Source organism: Rhodococcus sp. G-MC3 (genome assembly GCF_030063335.1).
Lineage (GTDB): Bacteria > Actinomycetota > Actinomycetes > Mycobacteriales > Mycobacteriaceae > Rhodococcoides.
In genome coordinates, this window is the sequence record NZ_JASISW010000022.1 from 66,446 (window position 1) to 80,066 (window position 13,621).

Sequence of the window (13,621 nt, forward strand, 5' to 3'; positions counted from 1 at the left end):
TCAGATTCAGCAGCTATCGAGTGGGCTGTCGCGCGGCGGATGCGATTGGTTGAGGTACGCCAGACGACGTCAGGACACCTTGCGGTCATGGAGAAGTTCGACGATTGGGACAATCCTGACGGTTTCCCTCTCATCAAAGATGGCCGCATCGACGCGGGAGATGTGTACCTTCGATATCTCCAGCAGGGTGATGCGGACCTCGTTTACGAGTGCGACACGGATGCACTCTCTCGACGCTGGGCACTGACCCCTCCCCCATCGCGTCAGTACGCCGAAAATATTGCGCGCAGAGGTTATCTGGACTGGCGCTTGAGCTACAAGTCGGCATTGACGATCGTGCAATCGGGCAGCAACACGCCGGTTGGGCTCATCAAGGTCCGCAAACTAGTACCGCCGGGTGTGGCGGACGTGGGATACCAAGTACACGAACGGTATCGAGGACTCGGCTACGCCGTTCACGCACTCCAGATATTCTGCACTTGGTCACATCAAGCCCGTCTCTTCCACCGATTCGAGCTCGGAATCAAACCGGGCAATACTGCATCCACTCGCGTTGCCGAGAAGGCAGGCTTCGTCTTCGAAGGCCGCCGCAGCGCAAGGCTGATAGACGTCGGCGGCGGCTATTCCGACGAACTGCACTACGCGAAGGTCATCACCGCGACCTGTCCTGCGTCTGTTTCAAACGACGCCGCAGATAGCGATGTGCCATCTGCGTTTGTTTCGACGCACTGACCACCAGCCGTTGTTTCGAGGAGCGCCATGAGTATCACGTCGATCTACCGACGAGAAGACCGATTCGAGTTCGAGGAAGGGCCCGCACCAGAACGCAGCAAAGACGACGTTCTGGTGCGAGTCGACCACATATCGCTCAACGGTGGTGAACCGAATGTCGATTGGGATGCAACGGTTCCCACCGGCTGGGACGCCAGTGGTGTCGTCGTCGATTCCGACTCCCCCGAATCCGGACCGACGATCGGAGCGCGCGTCGTTACCTGGGGAGTCTCAGGAGCATGGTCTCAGCAACGAGTTGTTCCCTTGAACAATCTCTCCAAGATACCCGATGGTGTCGACTCCGCAGTCGCCGCCGCACTACCCGTTGCCGGTCTAACTGCCCTACGTGCAATCAGACAACTCGGTCTGGCTGAAGGCCAGCGGATCGCTGTCACCGGTGCCAGCGGCGGAGTCGGACATCTTGCTATTCAGCTTGCCCGAAATTGCAACCTTCGCGTCACTCCTGTCGTTCGATCCGAAGCGTCGCGCCGCTGGCTGATCGAAAAGGAGATGTTCCCGGAGCATGACATTCGGCTCGTATCCGAACTAGACCCCGCGGACCTATTCGATGGCGTGTTGGACGTTGTTGGCGGTCCAGCACTCGGTCGATTGCTGAAGACGGTCGAACCAGGCGCTACCGTCCTACTCGTCGGTGGTTCATCGCGAAAGCACCTCTCGGTCGATACCGGATGGCTGTCCGATCGAAGGATCAGCTTGGTCAGCTTCAACAACTATGCAACCGCTTCGACCGACCTCGCGCTGCTACTCGACCTTGCTGCGCAGGGCAAGCTTCGAGTGCTCACCACCGATGGCGGCGACTGGTCTGCGTTGACCCAGAAGCCCTTACTGGACCTGATTACGCGGGGCAAGACCACGTTCACCATTCCCTACAACCCGGCTGCCGGACGATGAACGGGCGCGCGAATGTGGGCGAATTTGACAACGCCGAAACCGAAGTTCTGACACCGATCACTATCGAAGAGGTCAGGTCCCTGATACAGACAGTTCCCATCGACACCAAAATCCACACGTTCTCGACGGGATATAACTGGGGTCTTGGCTCGAGCGTGCCCGTCGATAGCCGCCCCACCAGCGTATCGGTCTCTGGAATGAGGACAGTCCGCGACATCGACATCGAGCTCGGGTGGGCTGTCATCGAGGCCGGAGTCACCCAGGCCGAACTATCGCAACGACTTGCCGGGACCACACGCATGCTGAACGTGACAGCCTCGTCTGCGCAAACATCGGTGCTGGGCAATGCCCTCGATCGTGGTGTCGGCCTTCGTCGCCACCGCACCGAGGACCTGCTGGGCGTCGAGATCACCCTCGCCGATTCCAGTACTCACAGGATCGGGTGGTGGCCTGACAGCGACCAATCCGGTCGGGTCCCGTACCGATACGGAACCGGTCCCGACTTGCTGGGCTTGTTCACGCAATCCAATTTCGGTGTCGTCACAGCCGGGGTGGTCAGCCTGCTGCGACGGCCCGAAGCCACAGCCGTCGTAAAATCGGCTGTCCCATCCGAACACACCCCGCAACTCCTCGACGCGCTGGCAAATGCCTTGGCGTCGGGCCTGATCAACGCTGTGCCCAAGATCTACAGTCCCGGAGCACAGTCGTCATACGCCGGTGCCGATCGCAGCGACGAGTCGGTTGTCTACTTTGCTGTGGACGGTTCGAGAACATCTGTCGACACGCTCACGCACCTCGCCATCGAGCAATTGGGGCTCCACCCGACCGGTACCGAGATCTTCCACGGCACGGAGGACTTGGATGCGGCATCGGATCCAGTGACCAAGCTGGTCGTACACGGCTACACCGGAGATGTGAGCGCACACGATCACCTCGTCGTAGGGACACTCGGTGCAGAACCTGCGAATGTCGACGCCTCTGGGACCGGCTGGATCTTCTTCCTTCCATTGCTCTTCTCCGGGGAACGAGCTCTTCTCGAAAAGGCGTACTCGATCATCGGTCAGCACAACACCGACCATGGTCCGACCGTCGGTGCTACCGCCAACCTCCTCGGCCCCGACATCGTCGATTTCGTTGTCTCCATTGCATTCGATCGCAGCTCGCAAACAACATCGGCACACCGGATTTTGACGTCGCTGCACGCAGACTTCCGTTCTCTCGGCGTACTGCCCTACAGGCTCGATGCCGGACACCCACTCACTCGCAACGCCAACGATCTCGTTCGCGTGATTCGCGATGCTCTTGACCCCCACCGCCGATTCAGCGGAGGTCGATACCTCCCCGACGAATGGACATCAGCATGACTACCGTGCTCGACCTACTCACCGAACCGATCAGCACAACGGCCGCGTATCTTGACCTGCGCGAGAAGATTCGTAAGGAACTGCCGGATGTCGTCGCTGCCCACCGCGAAGAGATGGTGATCGAACGAAAATTGCCCACTGCTGTCGTCCACAAGTTGCGCGCGCTGCAGGTCTTTTCAATTGCCAAGCCTACGGACATGGGTGGCCTGGGGTTGTCATCCCCTGAACAGAACGACATAGTCGAATCCATCTCGCGGATCGATGCCTCAGTCGGGTGGTGCGTGATGATCGGCATCGACTCCGGTATCTACTCGGGATACCTCGACGATCCACACCACGATTATTTCGATCAACCCAACCTGATCTCGGCAGGGTGGATCCACCCGCAAGGCAGCGCCATTCAGCACGGTGACCGTATCGAGTTCTCTGGGAATTGGCAGTTCGGTAGCGGCATCGACCACGCCGACCGAGTGATGGCCGGCGTAAAGCTCTACGACAGTCGAGAAGATCTCGATTACAAGACCGAACGGTGGCAATGGCGCATTCTGGCCGCACATCCACACGACTTCCGAGTCTTGGACACCTGGTACACAACTGGACTCGAAGGCAGCGGTAGCCGGCACTACACCACGCGGGCCGAAACCGCTTCAGTGCCAATCTCGCGCTCGATGTCGTTCGACATGCCCCTTCGCCAAGGTCCGCTCTATACCGGACGTGATGCAATCCTGCGCAAAATGCCCGGCGTCCCGCTGGGGATCGCTATCTCTGCATTCGAGTTGGCGCTCGAAAAGGCTCAACCGAAGTATGCGGAGCAGAATGAGGACCGCGCGTTGCTCGAACAGCGGATCGGAGACTTGTACTCCCGCCTCTACACCGCCCGGGCCGCAGTACATTCATCACTCGAGCATCAATGGGCTGCTGCCAACGACCCGGCGAAACGAGACGCCCTACACACGGCCGTCGTCGGTGCCGCGATCGCACGTCAGAACGCATTCCGAGTCGCGAGAGATATTGTGCGCGAGTCGTACGACATTACCGGCGGACGCGCGATCTACAAAGATCACAGCCGCTACTCGATCGACCAAATGTTGCGAGACATCGAAACTGTCAACCAGCACGCGGTAGCTCAGGACGCAATCGTGCGATCCACCGGCCAACTTGCACTCAGCGGGGCAACGACCAACCCATTCCTCTCACGCGACGAGACCCAAAAATGACGTCTACGGTCTACCGCGCCGCGGACGCACCGACGGTCTGGCTCAGCAGCGACGTCTACAGCGTCACCGTCCGAGGTGAAGCCACCGGCGGGGCCTTTTCGCTCACCGATGGATGGGTGCCACCGGGAGGAGGACCACCACCACACGTCCACCTCGACGCAACCGAGCTGATCTACGTGCATACCGGGGAGGTGGCGATCGTGATCGAGGACATCGAACGCACTGCGGGCCCCGGCGACACGGCCGTCATCACCCCCGGAACCGTCCACTGGTTCCGCAACAGAACCGCGGCCCCGGCGCGCGTGCTGTTCGTATTCACGCCACCGGGCACAGAAGAATTCTTCATCCAAGCCGGGACACCTGCGTCCCCTGGCGTCGCCGTTCCTTTGGCAACCGATGACGACAACGCGCGAGCGTCCGAGATCGGCCTCCGATTCGGTCTCGCACCAGGAAACGGCCAAGACCTTCCACACGATGAAAGGACCGTCGTATGAGCAGCACCGAAGTGGCCGGGCCACAGACCGAAAATGTTGACGACATCACCCGAGTCCCTCTCCCGGTCTACGTACTCGCATTCACCATTCTGGCGTTCACGACGAGCGAATTCATGGTGTCGGGCTTGATGAACGACCTCGCACAGGATCTACCCGCATCTATCCCCAGTGTCGGCTATCTGATCGCGATCTACGCCCTGGCAATGGTGCTCGTAGCCCCGCCTGCCTCGATTTTTCTCACCAGGTTCCGTCCCAAGTCTGCTTTGATCGCCATTTCGGTCGTGTTCATCATCGGTGAACTGATCGCCGCCGCAGCACCCAACTATTCCGTCATCGTCATCGGTCGCATCCTCACCGGAGCTGCCGCAGGCACCGCATACGGCGTCACCTTGTCCATCGCAGCCCAGGCAGTACCCGAGAAAATTCGTGGCCGCGCAATCGGTATCGTCATGGGCGGCAACACTATCGGCACCGTCATCGGTCTACCCGTCGCCAGCTTCCTCGGAAACACGTTCGGTTGGCGACTGGCGTTCGCGTTCGTCGCTGTCCTCGCGGCCACCGCGCTCGTGGCAAGTTTCGTTCTGGTCCCAGCAGTGGACGCCGGCCCGCGACCGAAAATTCTGGCTCAACTGTCGGAGTTGAGGAACGGCAGCTTGTGGCTCGCCTACGCGACAAGTGGATTGTTGATCGGCGGCGTTTTTTCCATCTTCAGCTACTTCTCACCGATTCTCACCGACCGTGCAGGCTTCGACCAGAGCTGGGTGCCCATCATTCTCGCCGCCTACGGTGTCGCATGCGTCCTCGGTATCACCGTGGTCAGTCGCCTCTCCGACGACTTCCCGTTGACTGTGGCGTGCGTCGGCGCGGTTGTGATCTTCCTGTCGGGTTTACTGTTCCTTCTCGGCGACAGCAATTCAGTGGTGGTCCTGATCGGCGTCGCTGCGCTCGGATTCGCGGGTGTCAGCCTCAACCCGGCATTCGCGGTCCGGGTCATGAGGGTCGGCGGTATATCGTTTGTGGTGAACACAGTTCACACGTCGATCATCTGCTTCGGGATTTTCCTAGGCGCCTCTCTCGGTGGTGTGATCATCGATTTGTCCGGGTCTGTCCACTCGGTGTACTACTTGTCCCTCGCTTTCGCCGGTCTTGGAATAGTCGCCCTCATACCGAAGCTGGGCACTGCGAGAGCCGAGCTGACGAAGTGACCGACATACTCGTGGTCGGCGGTACGTCTGGTATCGCCGCAGCCGTCATCGACCACTACATCTCGCAGACCGGCAACCGGCTCGCCGTACTAGGAAGAACACCGACAGCGCACCAGGGCGTCGTTTACGAGGGACATCTCGACGCGGAACAACTCGATTCGATCACATCGGCGTTTGATGAACTCGACTCGACATTCGGGTCCTTCGACGTTGCAATCAACTGCGTCGGCATTTGGGGGTACGCCCATATCGCTGACATAACCAACGACGACTTGACCCGAATGTGTGCGGTCAACCTCACGGGGACTATCGCGACCATCCGTGAGGAAGCGACCCGTATGGCCGCTGCGTCGACAGGTTCGATCGTGACAGTGACCTCGGCAATCGGCGCTTCGGCAACGAATGCTGGTCTTGGTGTGTACGCGGCGACCAAAGCGGGCGTCGAGGCTTTCAACCGATCGGCCGCGATGGAACTTGCTCCACTCGGTGTCCGTCTCAATTGCATCGCACCCGGTCCGGTCGAGACGGAGATGACGCGGCTTCCTGGTGAAACAAATGTAGAACGAGAACGGAGGTTGGGCGCGCTGGTCGCCAGTGGCCGGATCGCGAAGGCAGCAGAAATCGCCGCGGGAATCGCATGGCTCGCGTCCAATGACGTGCCCTATATCAATGGAATCGAATTGGTCGCCCACGGAGGAGGCTTCGGGAAATAGCACCAACACTGTCACCCCCCAGCCCGTCGGAGCGCCCTTGGCACGCCAGGGCTTTGTATCGTCGCGGCCAAGGTTCATTCCGACCCCTCAACAGTGATGAGCTGAAAACTGGCGCAAGGGATCACTTTACGGTACCGGCCGAGGCGACCACCGCGTGCTTTCATAGTTACGCGGTGGATCCTACGTCGAACACGACAGCTCACCTCGGAAGCGCCAACACCGGGACGAGCATGCATGCCGAACTTGCCGCGAAGCGGAGTCTATCCGAGCGACGGCCATCGCCGTGGGCGGCACGTGAGGATGCTTCGACACTGATTTCATATGACGTTTACAAACTATTTCGGTTGAAGATATAAGCCGGGTCGTCGTCGATGATCCGTGCAAACATTCTTCGGAGGGGTTCGATGTTCTGCTCGGCGTGCGCGAGATGGCAGGCCCGGCGCAGTTCGATCAGCTCGATCGCATCCCAGGCCAGACCTCGTCCAGACTCGGACAACAGTTGATCGAAGAATTCCCTCTGTGCGGCCGTTTCCTTCCCGCAAAGGGTGCGCGAAGTTGACGAAGTCGTATATCTCCGCGAGTCGAGAGGGTAAGTCTGCGTTCGAGATCGAGCGAAGTTGTGCAACGCCTTCAATGAGCCAGTCCGTACGTTCGCTTCAAACTGTTGCTTTCGCGCAGCGTCGATGCCCGCGCACGACTGCCCGATGGTCGTCGTATCGACCTTCGAGACCTCCTGAATTCCGTTCCTACCGGACTGCCTTGCCTACCGCTCCGAGGTTCTGCCCGACGAGCGCGTGGGGCCTCGTGGCGCCGCGCACCCGCTGCCTGGTTGCTGAGAGCTTTCGCATTCGTGGCTACGGGACATGACGGCTCGGCGTGCGAGCAACAAACAGCAACTGATCGCTCCGGCGCCGTGAACAATCTCGACGCGTCTGGATGAGGCGTTCATTCATTCGAATGGTTACCTGCCGGTATATTCCTCGGGCCGGGGCCGACGGCATAGCGTCGCAGTCACTTAGAACCTGCTGAACGGAGTGGCGCGGCGATGACCGTCGATCTGAACAAGTGTCAGGGCAGGCCCGTCGACCCGATCAATCCGTACGCCGTGATCGCGCTCATTGCAGCGCTTCTGGGGCTGTTCCCCGTCGCGATCGTGTTCGGGATTCTGGCGTTCTGGCGGCCCGCCGGCCGCAGGGTGGCAATCGCCGGTCTTGTAATCGGCGCGATCGAAGCCATCGCGGTAGCGACCGTCGTCTACGGCTTCGGAACGGGACTGACCGTCGACGATTCGACGAATGCGACCGTCTACCATGATTATTCGCTTCCCGCGACACCGTTGGAAGCGCCGCCCACGACAGTGATCGTTCCGTCCCTGACTACTCCTCCGCCCGTAGAAACGACTATCGCGGTGACGAAGGAACCTCCCCTCGCTCTCCCCGCCGTCGACGATCCCTGCGATCCAGCGGTGGACAATCACGCCACCTCCTCGAATGACACTTTCCTCAAGTGCGCCTACGCGGGACGAAGCACAGCACGTTGGGTGCGCTCGGCACCGATCATTGCCTACGCCGATCAGGGTGCGCCCTGCGATCCGTCGGCGCGGGGCATCGCGGTCTCACCAGGAGGCGTGGACATGGTGTGCGTGTCGAACGCCGCCAACCAAGGCGGCTACTGGGTCCCCGGACCGTGATCCCCCGCCCAGCTCGTGACCGGGCAGCAAGCCCCGAGCAGAATGCCCACGAATCGGGTGCGAATCCCGCGTCCAGACTTTTCTTCCTACTTCGCTAGACGAACAACTTTCGGACCAATAGGTTTTAAATTACGTTGACTCGTTGTTTACCTGTGAAGGAACCATGTCTGTGCTGAATTCTGTGCGCCCGTCCGCATCACCTCGCCCACGCCGTATCACTCGACTGGCTGTTTTACCGTTCCTGACAGCTGCCGTCCTCGCCACGACACAAGTACCGGCCGCTGGCGCTGCGCCGGCATCGGCGTGGGATGTTTCCTCCACCATCGCTGTGGGCCAGGCTCCGAACCAGTTCGCGTTCAGCCCCGACGCCACCCGCCTGTATGTCACGGCAGGCGAAGGAATCGACGTCATCGACACCGCCACCAACACCGTGGTTACTAGGGCAGCTACCCCGGCGTCGGTCGGCGGTATCGCGGTAGCCCCGTCGGGCGACATCTACGTCGCGGGGAGCGCCGGCACGGTCTACGTCATCGACCCGCAGACATATACGGTCGTCGACGACATTGCAGTCGAACCCAACTTCAACGGCATGACCGCCTCCGGCGACGCCGTCTACGTCACCAACCCCACTTCCGGAACAATCACAGTCATCGACACCGCCACCAACACCGTTGAATCAACAGTGCCCGTCGGAAAAAACCCCGTCCTGGCGACTGCGCTCGATGGCACCGTCTACGTGACCAACGCAGGATCCGGAACGGTTTCAGCGGTCGACTCCGCCACCGACACCGTCGTCGCGACAATCCCCACCGGCGGGCTACCAGTGGGGATAACGTCTGCGGCCGGACGGGTGTACGCCGTCGAAGGAATAAGCCAGTCCGTCGCCGTCATCGACGCCTCGACCAACACCGTCATCGACACGATCGCGATCGGCGGCGGCACATTGACCGGTATCGCTGTCACCCCCGATGGATCGACGATTTTCGTCAACCAGTCCGACATCGACACCGCCGCAATCATCGACACCGCCGACCCCAGCTCGCGTCAGACAGTCACTGTCGGTGCACGACCCGGCGGCGCCATCGCCTCCCCCGACAATGCCACTGCCTACCTCACCAACGGTGAAGGCGCCTCGGTCAGCGTGCTGACCTCCGCCGCGCAGCCATGCATCGGGATTGCGTGCATCCCAACCGGTTCCTTCGAAGGATAGCGTTACACGACAACACGGTTGAGCACCTTCCGCACCCATCCGCGGGCAGCGCCGTGGACAGGTGCGGCCATGCAGCTCGACAAGTCGTGTGTCGTAAAACGCAGTTACCGCACCGTCAGGACAATTTGACGGTGCGGAGCGCGCTCAGGAATGGGAACCATGGTCTGCTGAGCAGGCCGTAAGCCCGGTGCAGGAACTCTTGGCGGACTTGAAGTCCGATGCCGGTCCAATCTCGATCACCTCGCCGCGATCCTCGCCCGAGCAAATCTCGATTGCCCTTGCGAAATCGTTGACCGATCGGTAAATTACCAATCGGTCAATTGAACGAGGAGGTCAGATGGACATCGTGTCATTGTGGCGGCAAGTGGAGAACCCATTGAGTTACGCGGTCCCCTTTTTCTTCGTTCTAGTTGCGATCGAAGCAGTCATGCTTCGTGCTGACGAGCGCAGGGAAGGAAAAACCGGCTATTCAATGATCGACACACGCACGAGTCTGTTGATGGGTTCCGGCGCCCTGATGTTCATGTTGCTGATCAAAATCGTGACGCTGTTCCTGTTCGCGCTCGTCTGGACGCACCTCGCGCCCTGGCATATCCCGGCCGGCACGTGGTGGAGCTGGATTCTGCTGTTCGTCGTCGTAGATCTCACGTGGTACTTCAACCACCGTTTTTCCCATCGTGTCCGCATCGGATGGGCAGCTCATCAGGCACATCATTCGAGTGAGCACTTCAATCTCGGCACAGCACTGAGGCAGAAATGGAATCCGTGGTCCGAGGCCATCTTCTGGCTCCCGCTGCCGTTCTTGGGTTTCGAGCCTTGGACCATCTATGTCGCATTCGGATTCAACCTGATTTACCAGTTCTTCAGTCACACCGAGACCATCGGGCGCTTGCCTCGCCCGATCGAGGTCATCTTCAACACACCCTCACATCACCGCGTCCACCACGGCAGCGATGCTGAATACCTCGACAAGAATTACGGCGGCATCCTAATTATCTGGGACCGCATGTTCGGCACCTTCCAGCAAGAACTCCACACACCGACATACAGACTGACCACTCCGGTTAACACCCATAACGTCTTCAAGCTCCAATATCGCGAGTACGGCAACATCATCGCGGATGTGAAGCAAGCTCCCCGATGGCTGGACCGCCTCGGCTACATCTTCGCCCCGCCAGGATGGAAGCCCCGCCGTCTGCGTGAAGCCGAGAAACAAGCCACCAACAGCACTGCAGAAGGCAAAATCACCGCGACCCAGTGATTACCTGGGACCCCGCCGCCCTCGCTGGATCCACGACACGGGGATACGGGAGACTGGTCGACGTGGACGGCAATCACGAGAACACCTCGACCGCAGCGAATCGACCGGCGGGAACCAAGGGCATGCCACGCAGCGAACGCGAGCAGTCCATCTTGAACGCCGCAGTCGACGAGTTCGGCCAGCTTGGATATGCGGGCGCTTCCCTGTCCACCATCGCCGCAAACGCCGGAGTTTCCAAGCCGTTGATAATGAACTATTTCGGCTCCAAAGAGGCTCTGTATGTCCAATGTGTCCGACGGGCAGGACAGAACATGGTGGACCGAATCGAAACTGTCCTCGCCACCGATCACCCGCCCCTGAGCAAGGCAGCAGAAACACTCGCCACTATCTTCGACGGCCTCCAACCTCGCCCTCATGACTGGAACGTTCTTACCGACCGCACCACTACGCCCGGCGGAGCCGCCTACGAAACGGCACAACACTATCGCGATCTCATCAATGCTCAGGGCGCCCGCGGAGTCGCGAACTTCGTCGACAAAACACGTCTCGAAAACGAGGACGCGGCGGTACTGACCGAAATCTGGATCAGCATCGTCACCGCACTCGTCCGATGGTGGCTACGCCACCCCGAGCAGACCGCCGCCGACATGACCCAGCGCAGCTACCGCATCCTCAGCGCCATCACCTCTCCCGACGTGTTACATCCCTGACAAGGTGATGCTCGCCGCGCGACCGGGAGGACAAGCCTCCGACTCACCAGCGAACTCGATCCGACGAACGGTTTGATTGCGATCGGCAGCACGGCCGGAACAGGAGCAACAATCCTGAGGTCTCCCCCGCTGGCGACGAACTCTTGGGGCCTCGACTGTGTGCAGAGGCAGCAGCCAAAACTCATCACGACGATGCTCTGTCCCCTCAGCCACCGAACAGCCTCTGTCGAAGCACGCACGCTTTGGTCAAGCCTCCGTCAGCGGGTGCCCCAGCTCCCACTCGTGACCGAACGGGTCGATTATCCGTCCCAGTCGCCAACCGTGCTCGTCGGCGACCGCCGCGCTCCGGCGAGCACCCGCCTCGACCGCTTGCTCGATGAGACTGTCCGGGTCGTCGACAACGAGGAGGGTACGGCTTGTAGCTCCGCCAGCGGCAAGGGGTTCGAGCCGACCCCGGATGGCGCCTGGGGTCGCGACCCAGAACACGGCGTCCCCGACTGCCAACTGCGCGACGATGTCCTCGCCGTCGCCGACCTGATGCATCACTGTCGCGCTGAACGCCGCCTCGTAAAAGGCCACGGCGGCGGCGCCACGATCGACCCACAGCTCAGGTTGAATACTGGCCATCACAGGCTCCTGTCGGATTGGCCTACGCCACAGCGCGTGAGGCGCGAAGAAACTCAGCATGCCCCATGATGTCGCGACTGACATAGCGGACGCCGAAGCGGTGCCGTGCGAAGCTGAGAATGAGCAGATGTGGCACGACACTGGGTTTGGCCTCGATCCACCGATGAAAGTGTCCGTTAACCGGGTGTCGAACTGAAGAAGGTGCCCCCTGAGCTCGAGTTCACCTTCGGCCACAACCGCTGACTCGAATCGGTCCTGCGCCAGCACCTGATCGCCCTCGCCGACCGCACCGGCATCCTCCCCGGCATCACCGACCGTGCATTCGTCGACATCGACTCCCTGCTGCGTCCGGTCTACGGCCAAGCCAAACAAGGCGCCTCGTATGGGCACGCGAGAATCGCCGGAAATAAGATCCTCCGCAAAGGACTCTCCCCCCTCGCCACGATCATCAGCACCGCCGACTCCGCCCCGGTCGTCGCCGGTATGCGACTGCGGGCCGGACGCGCCGGATCAGGTATGGGCGCCGCCCTGATGGTCCCCAAGCGATCGTCACCGCCCGATTGGCCGGCACCACCGGCAAGATCCGCGTCCGCGGTGACTCCGCGTACAGCGGCAGCTCGGTGGTCCGCGCACGCGTGCGAGCAGGAACCGAATTCTCGTTGGTCACGGCACGTAACACCGCCGTGCAGCGAACCATCGACTCGATCCACGACGACGCGCGGACGCCGGTGAGATACCCCGGCTCGGTCCCAGACCGAAGACACCAGCGGATGGATCTCCGACGCCGAAGTCGCCGAAACCATCTACACCGCTTACGCTTCCACATGTCATCCGGTCACAGCACGGCTGATCGTTCGCCGAGTCAAAGACGCTGCGAACGGTGACGCCCTCTTTCCCGTCTGGCGGCATCACCCGTTTTCCGCCGTCACCACCCTGCCGACGACCACCGCCGACGTCACCCACCGCGCGCACGCGATCGTCGAAACCGTCTTCCCCGACCTGATCGACGGACCACTCGCGCACATGCCGTCCGGATCGTTCGCCGCAAACTCCGCCTGGATTCTGTGCGCGGCGATCGCCCACAACCTGCTACGCGCGACCGGAGTCGTTGCCGCCGGACCCTACGCGAAAGCGAGAGGGGCGACTCTGCGGAGAAAACTCGTCAACATCCCTGCCCGCCTGACTCGCCCCCAACGCAAACCGACGTTGCATCTACCGACCCATTGGCCTTGGTCCGATGCGTGGCTTAACCTGTGGCACAGCATTATCGGAAGCTCACCACCGAACGGAACCTGGCACCCGACCACACCGCCGACAACGGCCGGTCAAGGACACAACTGTGGAAAAGCTGGGAAGACCAGCGGCTACCGCCTGCACACCATCACTCACATCGCGAAATCACCGATTCATACGCCACCGCTCAGCAAACGGAGGCGTAGATCCGAAT

The 13,621-nt window shown here is 60.8% G+C and carries 12 protein-coding genes and 1 pseudogene; 12 read left to right on the forward strand and 1 reads right to left on the reverse strand.

Annotation, left to right across the window (positions count from 1 at the left end; translation table 11 throughout):
* Window positions 1–87 precede the first annotated feature (87 nt).
* From QMK17_RS21155 to QMK17_RS21205, 11 genes are all read left to right on the forward strand, one after another.
* Window positions 88–732, forward strand: a complete 645-nt coding sequence (locus QMK17_RS21155; protein WP_283511265.1) for a GNAT family N-acetyltransferase — start codon at window positions 88–90, stop codon at window positions 730–732.
* Between the two features lie 27 nt (window positions 733–759).
* Complete coding sequence (locus tag QMK17_RS21160; RefSeq protein ID WP_283511266.1) at window positions 760–1,683, forward strand: zinc-binding dehydrogenase; 924 nt, start codon at window positions 760–762, stop codon at window positions 1,681–1,683.
* Window positions 1,680–3,047 (forward strand): FAD-binding oxidoreductase, encoded by a 1,368-nt coding sequence (locus QMK17_RS21165; RefSeq protein ID WP_283511267.1) that lies wholly within the window; start codon window positions 1,680–1,682, stop codon window positions 3,045–3,047. Before QMK17_RS21160 ends, QMK17_RS21165 begins: the two co-directional genes overlap by 4 nt.
* Entirely contained in the window at window positions 3,044–4,264 is a 1,221-nt protein-coding gene (locus QMK17_RS21170; protein WP_283511268.1) for an acyl-CoA dehydrogenase family protein, read from the forward strand. Before QMK17_RS21165 ends, QMK17_RS21170 begins: the two co-directional genes overlap by 4 nt.
* Complete coding sequence (locus QMK17_RS21175) at window positions 4,261–4,758, forward strand: cupin domain-containing protein (RefSeq protein ID WP_283511269.1); 498 nt, start codon at window positions 4,261–4,263, stop codon at window positions 4,756–4,758. Before QMK17_RS21170 ends, QMK17_RS21175 begins: the two co-directional genes overlap by 4 nt.
* Window positions 4,755–5,963 carry an MFS transporter gene (locus tag QMK17_RS21180; RefSeq protein ID WP_283511270.1) on the forward strand — a complete coding sequence of 403 codons (1,209 nt, stop codon included), beginning with the start codon at window positions 4,755–4,757 and terminating at the stop codon, window positions 5,961–5,963. Before QMK17_RS21175 ends, QMK17_RS21180 begins: the two co-directional genes overlap by 4 nt.
* Window positions 5,960–6,676, forward strand: a complete 717-nt coding sequence (locus tag QMK17_RS21185) for an SDR family NAD(P)-dependent oxidoreductase (RefSeq protein WP_283511271.1) — start codon at window positions 5,960–5,962, stop codon at window positions 6,674–6,676. The genes QMK17_RS21180 and QMK17_RS21185 overlap by 4 nt, the downstream gene beginning before the upstream one ends.
* Window positions 6,677–7,721: 1,045 nt before the next feature.
* Window positions 7,722–8,366 (forward strand): DUF4190 domain-containing protein, encoded by a 645-nt coding sequence (locus QMK17_RS21190; protein ID WP_283511272.1) that lies wholly within the window; start codon window positions 7,722–7,724, stop codon window positions 8,364–8,366.
* A 169-nt stretch (window positions 8,367–8,535) separates the two neighbouring features.
* Window positions 8,536–9,576, forward strand: coding sequence for a YncE family protein (locus QMK17_RS21195; RefSeq protein WP_283511273.1), 1,041 nt, complete (start codon window positions 8,536–8,538; stop codon window positions 9,574–9,576).
* 337 nt (window positions 9,577–9,913) lie between these two features.
* The gene (locus QMK17_RS21200; protein ID WP_283511274.1) at window positions 9,914–10,837 is read left to right on the forward strand and encodes a sterol desaturase family protein; all 924 of its coding nucleotides are present in this window, start codon (window positions 9,914–9,916) and stop codon (window positions 10,835–10,837) included.
* The gene (locus tag QMK17_RS21205; protein ID WP_283511275.1) at window positions 10,834–11,547 is read left to right on the forward strand and encodes a TetR/AcrR family transcriptional regulator; all 714 of its coding nucleotides are present in this window, start codon (window positions 10,834–10,836) and stop codon (window positions 11,545–11,547) included. The genes QMK17_RS21200 and QMK17_RS21205 overlap by 4 nt, the downstream gene beginning before the upstream one ends.
* Window positions 11,548–11,793: 246 nt before the next feature.
* Here QMK17_RS21205 and QMK17_RS21210 read toward each other — a convergent pair whose 3' ends face one another.
* A complete protein-coding gene (locus tag QMK17_RS21210; RefSeq protein ID WP_283511276.1) occupies window positions 11,794–12,174 on the reverse strand; it encodes a VOC family protein in 381 nt (126 codons plus the stop codon).
* Between the two features lie 216 nt (window positions 12,175–12,390).
* Here QMK17_RS21210 and QMK17_RS21215 point away from each other — a divergent pair.
* Window positions 12,391–13,458, forward strand: a pseudogene (locus QMK17_RS21215) (IS1380 family transposase); the annotation flags it as partial.
* Between the last annotated feature and the right edge of the window lie 163 nt (window positions 13,459–13,621).

Coding starts and splice junctions, on each gene's coding strand:
- QMK17_RS21175 (WP_283511269.1), top strand. CDS start 4,261: ATGACGTCTACGGTCTACCGCGCCGCGGACGCACCGACGGTCTGGCTC.
- QMK17_RS21210 (WP_283511276.1), bottom strand. CDS start 12,174: ATGGCCAGTATTCAACCTGAGCTGTGGGTCGATCGTGGCGCCGCCGCC.
- QMK17_RS21170 (WP_283511268.1), top strand. CDS start 3,044: ATGACTACCGTGCTCGACCTACTCACCGAACCGATCAGCACAACGGCC.
- QMK17_RS21190 (WP_283511272.1), top strand. CDS start 7,722: ATGACCGTCGATCTGAACAAGTGTCAGGGCAGGCCCGTCGACCCGATC.
- QMK17_RS21165 (WP_283511267.1), top strand. CDS start 1,680: ATGAACGGGCGCGCGAATGTGGGCGAATTTGACAACGCCGAAACCGAA.
- QMK17_RS21160 (WP_283511266.1), top strand. CDS start 760: ATGAGTATCACGTCGATCTACCGACGAGAAGACCGATTCGAGTTCGAG.
- QMK17_RS21155 (WP_283511265.1), top strand. CDS start 88: ATGGAGAAGTTCGACGATTGGGACAATCCTGACGGTTTCCCTCTCATC.
- QMK17_RS21200 (WP_283511274.1), top strand. CDS start 9,914: ATGGACATCGTGTCATTGTGGCGGCAAGTGGAGAACCCATTGAGTTAC.
- QMK17_RS21180 (WP_283511270.1), top strand. CDS start 4,755: ATGAGCAGCACCGAAGTGGCCGGGCCACAGACCGAAAATGTTGACGAC.